Annotated in this window: 14 protein-coding genes, 1 pseudogene and 1 other annotated feature; of the genes and pseudogenes, 2 read left to right on the top strand and 13 right to left on the bottom strand. The window is 28.2% G+C overall.

Annotated features, from left to right (window positions below):
* The 7 genes and pseudogenes from VN21_RS00795 to VN21_RS00825 all read right to left on the bottom strand — a co-directional run.
* Nucleotides 1-497 (bottom strand): annotated as a pseudogene (locus VN21_RS00795) (ATP-binding protein); the annotation flags it as partial.
* Complete coding sequence (locus VN21_RS00800) at nucleotides 491-1,201, bottom strand: LytR/AlgR family response regulator transcription factor (protein WP_046821589.1); 711 nt, start codon at nucleotides 1,199-1,201, stop codon at nucleotides 491-493. The gene VN21_RS00800 and the pseudogene VN21_RS00795, both read right to left, overlap by 7 nt.
* Nucleotides 1,202-1,378: 177 nt before the next feature.
* Nucleotides 1,379-2,188 carry a nitroreductase family protein gene (locus VN21_RS00805; RefSeq protein ID WP_046821590.1) on the bottom strand — a complete coding sequence of 270 codons (810 nt, stop codon included), beginning with the start codon at nucleotides 2,186-2,188 and terminating at the stop codon, nucleotides 1,379-1,381.
* A gap of 82 nt (nucleotides 2,189-2,270) precedes the next feature.
* Complete coding sequence (locus tag VN21_RS00810) at nucleotides 2,271-3,401, bottom strand: M20 family metallopeptidase (RefSeq protein WP_046821591.1); 1,131 nt, start codon at nucleotides 3,399-3,401, stop codon at nucleotides 2,271-2,273.
* A gap of 157 nt (nucleotides 3,402-3,558) precedes the next feature.
* Nucleotides 3,559-3,764, bottom strand: a binding site (T-box leader).
* 134 nt (nucleotides 3,765-3,898) lie between these two features.
* Nucleotides 3,899-5,263 (bottom strand): MATE family efflux transporter, encoded by a 1,365-nt coding sequence (locus VN21_RS00815; RefSeq protein ID WP_046821592.1) that lies wholly within the window; start codon nucleotides 5,261-5,263, stop codon nucleotides 3,899-3,901.
* A gap of 76 nt (nucleotides 5,264-5,339) precedes the next feature.
* A complete protein-coding gene (locus tag VN21_RS00820) occupies nucleotides 5,340-5,783 on the bottom strand; it encodes a MarR family winged helix-turn-helix transcriptional regulator (protein WP_046821593.1) in 444 nt (147 codons plus the stop codon).
* 140 nt (nucleotides 5,784-5,923) lie between these two features.
* Complete coding sequence (locus VN21_RS00825; RefSeq protein WP_046821594.1) at nucleotides 5,924-6,232, bottom strand: hypothetical protein; 309 nt, start codon at nucleotides 6,230-6,232, stop codon at nucleotides 5,924-5,926.
* A gap of 208 nt (nucleotides 6,233-6,440) precedes the next feature.
* On the opposite strand from VN21_RS00825, the gene VN21_RS00830 reads away from it, so the two are divergent.
* The gene (locus tag VN21_RS00830; RefSeq protein ID WP_046821595.1) at nucleotides 6,441-7,304 is read left to right on the top strand and encodes a YitT family protein; all 864 of its coding nucleotides are present in this window, start codon (nucleotides 6,441-6,443) and stop codon (nucleotides 7,302-7,304) included.
* Between the two features lie 46 nt (nucleotides 7,305-7,350).
* Here VN21_RS00830 and VN21_RS00835 read toward each other — a convergent pair whose 3' ends face one another.
* The 4 genes from VN21_RS00835 to glpT all read right to left on the bottom strand — a co-directional run bounded on the left by VN21_RS00835 (nucleotide 7,351) and on the right by glpT (nucleotide 12,402).
* Nucleotides 7,351-9,588, bottom strand: coding sequence for an FtsX-like permease family protein (locus VN21_RS00835; RefSeq protein ID WP_046821596.1), 2,238 nt, complete (start codon nucleotides 9,586-9,588; stop codon nucleotides 7,351-7,353).
* A complete protein-coding gene (locus VN21_RS00840) occupies nucleotides 9,588-10,286 on the bottom strand; it encodes an ABC transporter ATP-binding protein (protein ID WP_046821597.1) in 699 nt (232 codons plus the stop codon). The genes VN21_RS00835 and VN21_RS00840 overlap by 1 nt, the downstream gene beginning before the upstream one ends.
* Nucleotides 10,286-10,912 carry a TetR/AcrR family transcriptional regulator gene (locus VN21_RS00845; RefSeq protein ID WP_046821598.1) on the bottom strand — a complete coding sequence of 209 codons (627 nt, stop codon included), beginning with the start codon at nucleotides 10,910-10,912 and terminating at the stop codon, nucleotides 10,286-10,288. Before VN21_RS00845 ends, VN21_RS00840 begins: the two co-directional genes overlap by 1 nt.
* Nucleotides 10,913-11,073: 161 nt before the next feature.
* Complete coding sequence (gene glpT, locus VN21_RS00850) at nucleotides 11,074-12,402, bottom strand: glycerol-3-phosphate transporter (protein ID WP_021431039.1); 1,329 nt, start codon at nucleotides 12,400-12,402, stop codon at nucleotides 11,074-11,076.
* A 303-nt stretch (nucleotides 12,403-12,705) separates the two neighbouring features.
* On the opposite strand from glpT, the gene VN21_RS00855 reads away from it, so the two are divergent.
* Nucleotides 12,706-13,380, top strand: a complete 675-nt coding sequence (locus VN21_RS00855) for a beta/alpha barrel domain-containing protein (protein WP_046821599.1) — start codon at nucleotides 12,706-12,708, stop codon at nucleotides 13,378-13,380.
* Between the two features lie 99 nt (nucleotides 13,381-13,479).
* Here the strand turns inward: VN21_RS00855 and VN21_RS00860 are convergent, their stop codons facing one another.
* Nucleotides 13,480-13,962, bottom strand: a complete 483-nt coding sequence (locus VN21_RS00860; RefSeq protein ID WP_046821600.1) for a hypothetical protein — start codon at nucleotides 13,960-13,962, stop codon at nucleotides 13,480-13,482.
* Between the two features lie 99 nt (nucleotides 13,963-14,061).
* Entirely contained in the window at nucleotides 14,062-15,507 is a 1,446-nt protein-coding gene (locus tag VN21_RS00865) for a DEAD/DEAH box helicase (RefSeq protein ID WP_046821601.1), read from the bottom strand.
* Nucleotides 15,508-15,845: the final 338 nt, after the last annotated feature.

Consider the following 15,845-nt stretch of genomic DNA (forward strand, 5'->3'; position numbering starts at 1 on the left):
AAAATTATAACTACATTAACTGGTATTGTTAAAATAATACATATATAATACTTTTTATCATTATATATCTTTTGTAGTCTATCAAAAAAATAGATGCCTGTAAAAATAATAATAAAGTTTATTGCAATATCTAATATTATCATGTGAATAGCTTCATACTTAAGTGAGCACTGTAAAATCCAATATATACTACACTCTATAAAAATATAAAATAGACTATACATAAGAGAGTTAATAATAGATTCTTTCATATCAATTTTATAAGTAATTTTACATATCAATGATAAAATTGATATTATTACTATTAAAATCTGTAATACAACAACTCCAAAAGGCATACCATCTTTAATTAAAGCTATTAATAATATTAAAATTAATATAAAGCGAATATTATTTTTGATGTTATAGGCATAACCTCTTTTATTCATCAACATAAAAAATAAAACTATAAATATAACCATATTTATCCTAGCTAGAACATAATAAAAATCTAACATAAGATCTCCTCTATCAACTCAAAAAATTTCTCTTTAGTTTCCTTAAATCTATATCTACTTACAGGTACTTCTTCACTATCTTCAAGTATGGCAACATATTGTTTTATAGATTTTACGTAATCTAAATTAACTAAAAAACTCTTGTGGCATCTAAAAAATCTACTACAATCTATATCCTTCTCAAAATTGCTCATGGTTCCCTTTGTTTTATAAGTTTTGGTTAATGTATGTATAGTTATATTTTCTTTTTGAACTTCTATATAAGTTATTTCATTTATATCTAATTTAATTTGATTGCCATGTTCCTTTACTATAATATATTTATTTTTTATCTCTACTTCTTTAATACAGTTTATTATATTATTTTTTAAGTTTTCATATTTTACTGGCTTTACTAAATACCTATAAGCTCTTACCTCATATCCTTCTAGTGCATATTCGATTAAAGATGTAATAAATATAATTTCCACCTTATTGTCTAAAATCCTAATTTTTCTAGCTGTATCCATCCCATTAATTTCATCTAATTGTATATCTAGTAAAACTATATCAAAATCTTTAGAGTAACTTTCAAGTAGTTCTTCTCCTGAACTAAATATATCTAATTTATATTGTAATGAAAGACTTTTAAACGCTTCATTAATATACCCTTCTAGTAACTCTTGTTGATCCTTTTCATCTTCACAAATTGCTATCCTAATCATAATACCCCCTTATGTCTTATAGAAGATTTCAACTTATCTATATACGTACACTTTAGGATAACATTTTTAAATCATTTTTATCAATACTCAAGTATAAGTAGTGTTAATTAATCGTAAAAAACCATACTGAATAAAATTCAGTATGGTTTTTAATTCTATATAAGTAAATCTAAAGTTTTATATACTACAGTATCCTATAACTTCATAGTCTTCAGGTATATTATAATCTTTATCTATTTTATCTAAATTCCATTTTAAATCAAATAAAGTTGTATCTATTATTAACCCGAAATATAACATAGCTATTCCAGCATCTATACCTATCTCGTAATTGCTAGTAAAATCATCTTTTTTAACTGCTAGTATAATTTTTCCTCCATCTATTATAAATCTCCATGGTTGTCTATTAAGAGTTGATGGTGCCATTCTAGCGTAACTAAATGCATCAAGAAGACCTCTTTCTTCTAGCTCATCTATACTTGTATTTATTCCCCATTTATCCATATATACAATTTTTTCTACTCCTAATCTTTCTGATCCACTCTTATTTTTAATGTTTTTATCAATTCCATAACCTAACGCTATAATCGCAGTTACCTCTTTATTTGATGAAATATTTAATTTTTCTTTTATAATATCACTATCATTAAAAGTTACCCAACATGAGTCAATATCTAAATCCCTAGCTTTTAAGATTAATTTTTCTCCTATATATCCGCTATTTTCAATGTATCCCTGTTTAACATCTGATAATATAACAGCGTAACTAGGAGCTTTTATCATATGTCCATTATATCCAGCTACATTTTTTAATTTTTCATAAGTTTCCTCGTTGTCAAATATTTTTAACTCTATATTCAATTCGGGTAATAATTTTTTAGACTTTTTTATGTAGCTTTCTATTTCATTAAAACATTCTGATTCTATAGCTTTCTCTTTAAAATCTCTTACTGACTTCCCATCTAATATAAGTTTTTTATAATTCATAAATAATCCCCCTTTTAAATTCATTTATATACTTATACCCACTTTCTATTTAATATAATTATTTTTTCAGAAATTTCTTAAATTAATCATTTAAATTTACTTTACTCATTAAAACATCATATCCTGTATATGCAAGTGCTAAAGTTCCTATAAGTAGTCTTTCATGTGCAAAAGGTGTTATAGTAGCATCTGCCATGTTTACACTATGACCTGTTACATTACAATTAGATATTCCTATATAAGGATGTATTGTAGGTGTTTTATGACTTACATTTCCTATATCGCTTGATCCTGTATCTTTTGCTTCATAAATATCTTTTACCCCAAGCTTTCTTAGGTTCTTACTAAAAGCCTCTGATAAGCTCTTATTAGTTTTTAAATTATCATTAGGTAATTCATATCTTGTGATCTCTAGTTTTGAACCCGTCATAAGTGCAGCTCCTTTTGCAATATTTTTTACTTTTACTAATACATCATCTAGTATCTCTTTTTTAGATGCTCTAAAGTAAAATTGAGCTATAGCTTTATCTGGAACAATATTTGCAGCTACGCCTCCATTAGTTATAATTCCATGTATTCTAACATCTGGAGTGACATGTTGTCGTAAAGCATCAATTCCATTGAATAACTGAATAACACTATTTAAAGCATTTATTCCATCTTGTGGACAAGAAGCCGCATGTGCAGTTTTTCCTGTGTAAGTAAATTGTAATGGATAAAGTGCCATAGATGTACCACTTTCTATAGTTTTATCTGATGGATGGACCATCATTGCAACATCTAGTTCATCAAATACTCCCTGTTCTGCAAAAACAACTTTAGCTCCATTAGTTTCTTCAGCAGGCGTTCCATAAACTATAATCTTACCTCCAATATCATCTAAAACTTTACTTAGAATAACACCAGCACCTGCTGACATTGCTCCTATCATGTTATGTCCACACCCATGCCCTATTTCTGGCAATGCATCATATTCACATAAATATCCTATAGTTGGACCTTCTTTTTTACTATCATAAGTTGCTCTAAATGCAGTTTTTATACCTAAAAATTCTGTTTCTATTTCAAAGTCATGCTCTTGTAAAAAAGAAGTTAATTTTTCTACAGCCTTGTACTCTTCATTCCCAAGTTCTGGATTGTGATATATAAAATCACTAATTTCACATAATTCTTTATGTATTTCTTTTCCCTTTTCAAATAATATAGACTTCATATCTTACCTCCTGTTTAATTTTACATTTAATAAAATAAAAAACCTCTTAGCAATATGCTAAGAGGCGAATTTACGCGGTACCACTCTTATTGGTAAATTTATTAATATTAAAAATGATAACAATCTTGATAATAAAAAAAGCCCCTTGGAATAAAATCCAAGAGGCGAACTATCTCCGCGTTACCACTCTTATTGGTAATAAACTTACCCACTCAATCTCTTAAGGCGAGCAACCTACTGCAATACTTAGTTTCCTGCAGTCTTCTCCAAAGTTCTTTTCACATAAACATCAATGTTTAGATTCCACCATCCTAAACTCTCTATAAAATTAATTCATGCTACTCTCTTTTTCATCGAATTTTCATAGTTTTCATTTATTTTATAATATTATATTTATAATGTCAATGTTTTACTAACTATCAAGCTTATTATATTCCAAAATCTTTTTTTAGTTTAAACATAAATAAAAAACACACTAATTCCGAAAGTTAATGACTTTAATAAGTTACATCTATAGTTGTGTTTTCTTTTGATAATTTCTTTGATAAAATTATAAAATAAATTACACATAATATAATTTGTACAGCTGTAGACATTGGTGTAGCAAGGCCTACTCTAAATAATGATACAGGTATGATTTTGCTCATAAGATATGCTACAGGTATCCTTACTCCAAAAGCACCTATTATTCCTTGTATCATTACAAATGTTGTTTTTCCACATCCATTGAAATAACCTACCATACTAAACATAATTGCAGTTAAAAGACAATCGATTCCATACGCTTTCATATATTCCCATGCTGCTAAAACTACATCTTTATCCTTAGAGAACATGCCTGCAAGTATATTTCCATGGAAAAATGTAGTATAAAACATTATAATACCACAACACAATGAAGCTGAAATAGCATAAATAAGAACTTTCCTTGACCTATCGTATTTTTTAGCTCCATAGTTTTGTGCAACAAATGCAGATACAGCTTGAGAAAAAGCTGATGGTATTAGCATTATAAATCCAACAAGTTTTTCTGCAACACCAATTCCTGCTGATGGAATAACTCCCATTGAATTTCCTATTATCATAATTACAAGAAAAGACATATGTACAAGTCCATCTTGTAATGCTATTGGGGTTCCATATTTGATTATCTTTGAAGTTAAATTTTTATGAAACTTTATACTGTTCTTAGAAAACTCAAAAGGAAGTCCTCTTTTTTTAATAATAACTACCGATAATATAACACTAATTGCCTGAGCCATTATAGTAGCCAACGCAGCACCCATAACGGCCATTTTAAATATTCCAACAAATATTAAATCTCCTATAATATTTGTCACACATGCAATTCCTACTGTGATAAGTGGAGTTTTTGAATCACCTAACCCCCTAAATACTCCTCCTATAATATTGTACGCAATTATAAAAACAGATCCTGAGGCACAAATTTTTATATATACCGTGGTACTATCAAAGGCCTCTTTTGGGGTATGCATAAAAGTTGAAATAGGTGAAGCAAAAGTAACAGTTAAAATAGTTATAACTATCGCTATGATAGCAAAGATTGAAATACCACTTCCTACAACATCTCCAGCTTCTTTTGATTTACCTTCTCCAAGCTTTTGCCCTATAAGTATTGTGATACCCATAGTTAATCCTGTAATTATTACAGTTATAGTCATCATTACTTGACTGCCAGTTGAAACTGCTGATACATCTGCTGCATTTCCAAATTGACCTACTATAAGCAAATCAACCGCTCCATACATAGTTTGCAAAAATAATGCAATCAGTATAGGTATAGTAAATTTTAATAAAGGAGAAAATATTTTTCCCTCTGTAAAATTAGATATTTTTGACATATATCATCCTCCTATTTTTATGTTTTGTGCAAAACAATATTCATCTAAATATAAACGTTATTGGAAATCCAAATGGTTATTCTATACTATTTCTTATTTTATTAAGTACATTTTGAAATACTTTCAATTCTTCTTCCGTTATGTTTTCTGATAACTTATTTTCTATTAAATCAATTGCATCAGATATTTTTTCATAAATCTTTATAGACTTTTCTGTTAAAACTATTTTTTTTAATCGTCCATCTTCCTTAACAGGCACCCTTTCTATTAAACTACTTTTTTCCATATTGTTTAACATTAAACTAATTGATGAACGTTTTAAATCAAATACACTCTCCAAGTCCTTTTGAAATACGTCCTTATCCTTACCTTCATTACATATAAAATCTATTACATAAGCCTGTGATATGGTTAAATTATCATCAATTGCACTGATTACAGACGCATCCATCTTTCTTGAAATTATGTGATTAATTTTACTAATATCAAGACCTAACTTAAGCTTTTCTTTATTTATCATATAAACACCTCAACATAAATTTGTTTAGTACAAAACAATATTAACTATTCTTACTCTTTGTGTCAATAAAATATTATAAATTTTTATGAAATAAAAAAAGACAGATTTCTCTGCCTTTTATTTATATAATTATTTTCAAATTAAAAATATCCTTTTTCAATACCTTCTTTATATTGTTTTTCTCGATACTCCCTATTATAAGCTTTATCTTTAAATTCATTAACTTTACTGATATCAAAGAAACTTTCCTTAAGCTCTCTTCCTCCTGTGATTGTTATAATAAAACAACTTTCAACTTCATTGGAATCGGATAACTCTACATAATAATGCTTAAGTTCATCTTTAATAGCGCTCATATACTCGCTTACTCTTGGAATATAATATTTAAAATTGTGATTGTCTAAAAATTCTACAAGTTCCTCTCTGGTATTAAAGCTATAGTTCTTCATATGTATCTCCTTTTAAAATTATGTTTATATATTTATTATCTCTTCTTTTTTTATAATTATTAAATATTACACATTTAATAATTATCTATGTATATATTTTTATCTCTATTAACATTTTATACAAAATTTCATGATATACTTAAATATGTGGAAATTATTGTAAAATCAATAAAAAAGTTTCCAAGTTTAAAAAGGATGGTGATGGGAATTGATTTTAAAAGATAAGAAATACAAGTATCTTTTTGAACTTATAATTTTAGCATTAGGATGTTTTATAATGTCTGTTGGACTTAATATGTTCTTAGAGCCATATATGATAGCGTCAGGTGGACTTACAGGTCTTGCAATAGTCCTTAAAAGTATTTTTAATACTCCTTTATGGCTTATAAACTTAGTTTTCAACATCCCTTTGTTTATATTTGGAGTTAAGATTCTTGGTAAGAAAGATGCTATAAAGACTTTGATAGGAATTTTATTACTTACATTTTTCTTGAAAGTCACAGAACCTCTAACTTCAGCTTTTCAAACTAATGATATATTGTTATCATCAATTGCAGGTGGTATAGTTGTTGGGATAAGTCTTGGAATGTTGTTTAGAATAGATGCATCTACTGGTGGAACAGAACTTGCTTGCCTTATTTTAAATAAGGTTTTTCCATTTATATCTATTTCTGTTTTCATGTTTATAATAGATGGCTTAGTAATAGCTTTAGCAGGACTTGTTTCTAAAAATATTCAAATAGCTCTATATGCTATAATATCTTTATATATTTCAGTCAAAATTTGTGACACTATTGTTGAGGGATTTGATTTTTCTAAATCTTTTATAATTATAACTGATAATCCCGATGAGATTTCTGATTCAATTATGAAAAACCTAGAAAGAGGAGTTACTTTTTTAGAAGGCCGTGGAGGATATTCAAAGCAAAAGAAAGATGTTTTATTAGTCGTAGTTTCTCGACGTGAAGAAGTTATTTTGAGAAAACTTGTTAATGAAATTGATCCTTTAGCATTTGTTATAATAAATAATGCTTATGAAGTACTTGGAGAAGGTTTTACTAGAAAAGTTTAGTATAAAATACTAAAGCCATGAAGATATTAATCTTCATGGCTTTTTATTAATCTTTTTGTGTTTTTAAAGCTTCACTTAAAGCTATTTTTTCAATTTTTCTGGAACATATAGATTTCGATATCTCAAAGGTAAGAGCTATTATAACAAAACCTATAAGTATATAAGGTAAGTTAATTTTAGCCTCTAGAGCTATGTCAAGTTCCTCAAATATTTTAAAGATTAAATTTATTATGATATACCCAATAGGTACTCCTATAATATATCCAATTATTACATAAATCCTTGACCCATTTAACATCATTGAGTTTATTTCTTTTTTCTTATACCCAAAGACCTTCATAAGGGCTATATGATTTTTATTTTCTTCTATACTTGTAGACGCTATTATATATACTATAATTATTCCTATAATAAAAGCTACAACCGCTATTCCATATATAAATGCTTCCATTAAATCCATATAATCTGCTAGCATATCTTTCATGTTACTAGGAGTGTTTACCATATACACTGAATCTTTATCTAATTTAATAGGCGTTTTTGAAATAATTGCACTATGCTCGCCTTTTTTAAGTCCCATCATTTTATTGAAGTTGTCTATTGAAGTAAATACATAGTCTCCTGTATTTGTTTTAGCTATATCAGTAATTTTTATAGAATACTTTTTGTCATCAAGTATATTTATAAAAGATAGTTTATCACCAATATCTAATTTATATTTTTTTGCCATTTTAGAAGAAATAATAAATTTATTATCATTAATATTTATTTCTTTTCCATGTTTATCTTTTAAACTTACCATTTGTGAGTTTTTGCTTACTCCCAATAACTCAAATTTATCTTTTAGAGTACTATCGATTGCAAATCTAATTCCCGATATCTCCTCTGAACCTACAGGAGGTTTATCTGTTGTAGGCTGTTTTAATATATATTCATAGTTGTAGCTAAATACATCATTACTATCTTGGTTAATTGCATAGCCCATTGAACATTTAGCAATAAATCCATACATCAAAAATACCGTAGCTATAGCAACTCCAGTTACCAAAAATACCAATCTAGGTATTGAACGTAATTGTTCTCTTATAGCAAATTTTGTCTTAAATTTGAATTTACTTAAGTTGATTTTTCTTTCAATTTTATTTACTTTTTTGATCTTAATTTCATTGTTCATTAATAAAACTGGTGATGATTTCAATATCTTATTAATAGATATGTAACTTCCTACAACAGTAAACAATCCGCATAAAATTATTCCTAATATGAAATATATAGGGCTATACGATAATTTTTCAACTGGTATTGGGAAAAATTCAAGAAATAAGTCAAATATATATTTTTGTACTATAAGTCCAATTGTGCCTCCAATCACCCCACCAGTTAACGAAAGTATTATAGGGTAGTTTAGATAATGCCTCATTATTTCTTTTTTTCTATACCCCAGTGCATATAATGTACCAATCCCTGCCATTTCATTTTTTATCATTCTTCCTAAAACAATGCTTATTAATACAACTGTTATAAGTAATATTATTGTAGGTAATACTATTGAGTATGTGCTTATGGCAATAACTTCTATATCTAATACTGATATCTTTAAGTTATTTTTAGCATATACCCAGTCAATTATATTTACTCCATTTTCATTCAAGTAAGTTTTTAAGTTTTTGGATATGTCATATATATTTTGATTTTCATTGTTGTATTTTACTGAATATAAATATGTACCATTTTTAATATCCTTTTCATTTATTATACCTATACCAAATTCATTTGGATTATTTATAAAGTCTCCTTCTTTTTCAAGTATATAAGCATAATTTGGTATAGCAATAAATCCTGAAATTTTATAAGAAGAATCTCCTATACGATAATTATCTCCAATATTTAGTTTATTTGATTTAGCAAATTGAGGATCTAATGCTATTTCTCCAGATCTTGGCATAGAACCTTCTAAAACGGAAGTAATATTTACTTTTTCATTTGGAGTAAACAACCTTAATGTTTTCCCACCATCTTCATATTCTTTTACAATCGCTTCATCCATTTTTAAATTGAACTTACTTTCTATTTTGCCTATATCATTAATTTTATTTAAAGTATAAAATTCTAAATCTTCTTGAACATTTTTTCTTACATATTCATCTTTATTATATCTTAAGTTTTGAGCTGTAAGGTTCAATGAAACAAATAAAAAAACCGATAGTATTAACATATACAGCATACCTAAGTATTTTCCCATATTTTCTTTCATTACGCGTAATATGCTTTTATTTAGCTTCATTACCACTGAACCTCCCTCGCATCAGCCGGATTGTTGTTAGTAATAGAATCCGTAACCTCACCACTTCTAAATTTATATATTTTATTTGCCATAGCACTTATTGAAGCGTTGTGTGTGATTATTAAAATTGTAGTATTGAATTTTCTATTTATATCTTGTATAAGAGAAAGTACATCTATTGCAGACTTATAATCTAGTGCACCTGTTAGTTCATCACAAAATAATATTGCTGGATTTTTTATTACTGCTCTAGCAATTGCAACACGTTGTTGCTCCCCACCAGATAGTTCTTTTGGAAATCTATTTTTTTTATTCATTAATCCTACTGCTTCTAATACTTCATTGATATCAAGAGGTGATTTACTTATGTTTTCTATTATCTCTATATTTTCTAATACTGTTAAATGAGGCATTAAATTGTATGATTGAAATATAAATCCTGTTTTTTCACGTCTATATTCTACTAGTTCATCATCTGATAGTTTAGTAATATCAACTCCATCTACCATTACCTTACCGCTATCTGATTTATCTAACCCTCCAAGAATATTCATTAAAGTAGATTTTCCACTTCCTGATGGACCTAATATTACACCTATATCTCCTTTTTCAATTGATATATTTGTATTTTTTAATGCTATAGTTTCGATATCCTCTGTTTTGTATGACTTGCATAAGTTACTAGTTTTAATAAACATTAGTTTTCTCCCTTATAGTATAATTTTTTATAAAAATTTATATAGTCTTCCACTTCTTCAAATAATCTTTTTAAATCCTCTTCATAGTTTTCATATGATAATTTATCCATCCATTTCATTGATAGTCCATCAAATGTAAGTTTAATGGACTTTACTGCCATATCAATATCTAAATCATCTTTAAATTTTGTCTTATCATAATCTCCTATAAAGTTTAATACTATTTCGTTTCTATTTTTAAGCATATCTTCTATCCATTTTTGTGATACTGGTGACTCATCTGTGTACAATGTTTGAAAAAACTTAAAAATATATGGATTTTTCTTAAGTATTTCAAACTTAATATGCGCAGCCTGTTTATATATTTCAAAAAAATCAGTTTCATTATTTTCTTTTTGTTTAAATGCTTCATCTTTAATTATATCTATTTGATAATTGCAAATATATAAGTATAATCTTTCTTTATTTTTAAAGTATTGAAATATTGAACCTTTTGAAATCCCCGCTCTTAATACTATGTTATCTACTGTTGCACGCATATATCCTTTATTGGCAAACTCTTCTATGGCTGAATTTATTATCCTAAGTCTTTTTTCCTCACCTAGATTTTCAAATGTCTTATTCAATGTTATTCCTCCTTATTCCTCTGTATGACTAACTTGGTCATACTTATATATTATTGAATATGACTAAGTTAGTCAACTTTTATATAGATTAATAAAAATAAAAAAATTAAGGCTATAATCTTTTTAGATTATATCCTTAATTTTTTTATTTTTATATGTAACTAAGCATTAGATTTTTCTTTTATATTGTGAGTATTCCATGTAAATGATAAAAATACTATAGATAAGATTGCAGATGCTATTAGCATTATAAATCCTCCATCCCAATTAAACTTATCAACTACCATACCCATTGCTAGTTCAGCTAAAACTTGTCCTCCCATATAGCCAAATAAACCGGTAAACCCAGCCGCAGTTCCTGCTGCTTTTTTAGGTACAAGGTCTAGTGCACTTACCCCTATTAACATAACAGGTCCATAAATTAATGCTCCTATTGATGCTAATGCACAGTTTATAGCAAATGGACTTGTACTTTTCCAATATACTGCTGTGGCTATAGCCACCCCAATCATACATATAACTCCCATTGGAGCACGTCTACCATGGAATATATGATCACTAATCCATCCAACTATAATAGTTCCAGGTATAGCCGCATACTCAAACAATGCAAATGCTATAGAAGAGTCTTTTGGGTTAAAGTGTCTGACTTCTTGTAAATATGTAGGAACCCAACTTATAACCCCATATCTAACCAAATATACGAAAACGTTTGCAATAGCTATACACCATAAAAGCTTATTGTTTAATACATACTTAAATAAAATTTCTTTAGCAGTAAGCTCTTCTTCAGCATCTTTAACTTCAACCTCGTACTCTGGGTAATCATCTTTAAATTCTTCAATTGGTGGTAATCCAACAGATTGTGGAGTATCTCTTGCAAATATAATGTATACTAGTCCACCTACAATTGCTATTATTGCTGGTAAGTAAAAAATACCTTTCCATGTTCCAAATAGTGATACCCCAATTAATGCAATTGTAGCTATAAATCCTCCACCTACATTATGTGCAGTATTCCAAATTGACATTTTAACACCACGTTCACTATCTGAAAACCAGTGAGTCATTATTCTTCCACATGGAGGCCATCCCATTCCTTGAAACCATCCATTTAACAACATTAAAACAAACATAAAAGCAATATTAGTTGTGTTTGGTAAAAACAAGTTTACTATACCTGATAATATAAGCCCTATTGCCAAGAAATATCTTGGATTAGATCTATCAGATACATTTCCCATTACAAATTTACTAATACCATAAGATAATCCAAGTGCTGATGCAACAAATCCTATCTCAACTTTTGTAAACCCCTGTTCTAAAAGATATACTTTAGATAAAGCAAAGTTACTTCTTACAAAATAGTATATAAGGTATCCTACATAAATACTAATAAACATCTGGATACGATATTTTTTATAAGCTGAATCTATTTCTTTTTCTGGTAGCCTGCTTATGTATGGAGCTGGCTTTAAAAATTTTAACATTAAAAATCCCCCTTTTTACGTTAAAAAAGCCAAGCTAAGCCTATGTTAATATTGTTAAAATAGTAACATTTTAAGGCTTGTGCTTGACTCCTCTTCTCTAACGCACGTTATATATTGTAATTTTTTTAACTTTATGTCCTCAATATAAAAGGTATCACATGATGATTGGTTTTTCAACATTTTTTTACAAATATACATATTAAATATTCATAATAAATTTATTTCGTTAAAATATAGCAAATTTAACATACCTAATTTATAATTAATGATAAAATATTAAAGTTATTAAGGAGGCTTTTATCTATGAAGCAACGACCAAAATCCATAGATGGTACACTTAGAAAATCGTTTTTACGTGTTCCTGAGGTTATTAGAGAATGTAGTGGTATAAATATTTTTGGAAAACGAATAAAGTCACTTGTTTTTTCAACTGATTTGGCTATTATAAAAAATGTAAATGCAGACGCAATAATAGCTGTATATCCATTTACTCCTCAGCCAATAATTACACAATCTATTATTATGGCTTCTGATATCCCTGTTTTCGCAGGAGTTGGTGGTGGTCTTACAAAAGGAATACGCTCAATAATGTTAGGCACTAACGCTGAATTACAAGGTGCCATTGGTGTCGTTGTTAATGCTCCTACAACAAACGGTGTAGTTAGAGCTTTATCTAATGCACTTGATATACCTGTTGTTGTTACGATTGTAAACGATGATACAAACATTCAGGAAAGAATAGATGCCGGAGCAACTATTTTTAATGTTTCAGCTTCTTCTGATACTCCTCGAATAGTTTCAAAAATTAGAGAATCTTATCCTGATTTTCCAATAATAGCGACAGGTGGTCCAACTGATGAAAGTATAAGAAAAACAATAGCCGCTGGGGCAAACGCAATCACTTGGACTCCACCTTCTGTTGCTGAATTATTTAAAGATGTTATGACTTCTTATAGGGAAAATGCAAATTCTCATTAGTGTATAATTTTCGTAATTTATCAATTTCAATCAAAATAATAAGAGGTATCCCAAGAATTGCATATGCATATCTACTGGATACCTCTTATTATTTTTAAATTAAAATGCGCATTCTATAAAGTTTATATTTCTATATTCTACAGCCATTGGTACAAATCTAATATTACCAGATTGACAAGCTATCCTAAATCCTTGAATGCTCCTACGATCACTTCTATCCACTATCATAAAGAAATTAGAAGGATTAAATCCTCTTCTCATTACTATTCTAACTATTGCCATCCTTCTGCAATTACCTATAGTAAACTGTCCCCCCTCAGGTGATATAAAAGTCTCAGGTGATTGAACTGGATTAGGCATCATAAAATCTACTTCTGTATCTATTTCTGAATCACTATTATCATCATATTCATCGTAAATCTCGTAATTTTCAAAATTCATAGAAGGCTCAAGTAAACTAGCCACTTCTAAGTATTCATTTTTAATATCCACATCTGGTCGTACGTCTTGTAATTCTCTAAGATATACAGCCATAAACTTCCAATAATTATCCCAATATTCTTGCCAATAATTTTTTTCCATTGTTGATTCTCCTTTTTATGATATAAATATTGTTCTATATATCATATGAAAATTTCAAACAATGGTTCTTATTTATGCAAATCAATTTATTTTTTAAAATTACATATCTGCTCTAGTTACTTTTCTTGGCCTACCTTTTATATTTTTAGTTTGTAGTGCTTTTAACACCATCTCGCCTTTGTTGTTTAATATTTCAACATAAGTAGATATATCAAGTACACTTATAACTCCAATGTCTTCTGCATTCATACCTTCTATACTACAAAGCGTACCTACTATATCAACAGGTCTCATCTTAGTTTTTTTACCCGCATTTATATGAAGCTTCATTATTTCTTGACTTAGATTTGCACCTTTGTCTTCTTTAACTTTTTGTCTTTGCTCTAACTTTTTGTCAAATTCAGGCTTTAAATCCATTACGACTCTTTTACTTGGTTTCATTTTCATTGTTAATTCCTTACCTGTATAAGAGTATATCTCAAACATACGTCTTTCATCAGATTTCATAACAAAAGTAATAGCTCTTCCCTCTTTACCTGCACGACCTGTTCTACCTATTCTATGAACATAGTTTTCTCTTAAAACAGGTACATCATAATTTATTACATGAGTGATATTATCTATATCTATACCTCTGGCCGCTACATCTGTTGCTATTAAGTATCTAAAATATCCTTTTTTAAAGTTATTCATTACTTTAATTCTCTCATCTTGTTCCATTCCTCCATGTATTTTATCACATGGATATTTAAGTTTTCTTAATTCATTGTATAAAGACTCTACCTTAACTTGTGTATTACAAAAAATAACACAGCTATCTGGATTTTCTATTGTTGTTACATCTTTTAATAAATTTAATTTTCCTGTTTCTTCTATGCTATATCCATCTTGTTGTATTCTATCAACAGTTAATGTTTTTGCTTCAATTTCTATTGTCACGTGATTTTTCATATATTTTTTTGATAATCTATTTATATCATCTGGCATAGTTGCTGAAAATAGCATAGTCACACGATTCTTAGGCAGTAATGAAATTATCTCTTCTACTTGTTCTAAAAATCCCATACTAAGCATCTCATCAGCTTCATCTAGTACAAGATATTTTATATTATCAGTTATAAAGTTGCCTTCTTTGATATGGTCTATTGTTCTACCTGGAGTTCCTACTACTATATGAGTCTTTTGTTTTAACTCTTTTGCTTGTAATGAAAAAGATGATTTACCATAAAGTGCTGGCACTTTTATTCTTTTAAACCTTCCTATGTTAAATACATCTTCCTTAACTTGTATTGCAAGCTCTCTTGTCGGTGTAAGTATTAATGCTTGTGGTTTGTTTTCGTCCCAATCAACTAACTCACATAGTGGTATTGCAAATGTTGCTGTTTTACCACTTCCTGTTTGTGATTTTACTAATACATCTTTATTTTCTAGTGCAACTGGTATTACTTCTTGCTGAACTTTGGTTGGTGTCTTATAGTTTAGCATATTAAGTGATTTTAATATTTCATTGCTTAGTTTGTAATCTTTAAAGTTTATATTTGTCATTTATGTGTTCTTCCTTTATGTCGTTTTAGTATTTTTATATATTATTATCTTTCTATTAATCTATATTCTTTATTTATCAATACTAAATATATCATAAAAGTCCAACTTCTCCTAATTATATATTTACTTCATTTCATTTAATATAATTTTATCTTGTACGACAATGGATTATTTTGTGCAATCCCCCATGTCTTATCAATATATTGAGAAGTATAAATTTGTTCTATCTAATCCTATTTTCTCTGCTTCATTATTTTCTTTTCTACCTAAACTTTTCAAACAATTTTTATTAAATGAATTTCCATTTTAGAATAATATAAAAAGAACTGCTAGACTAT

The sequence above is a fragment of the Paraclostridium benzoelyticum genome (assembly GCF_001006285.1).
GTDB lineage: Bacteria > Bacillota > Clostridia > Peptostreptococcales > Peptostreptococcaceae > Paraclostridium > Paraclostridium benzoelyticum.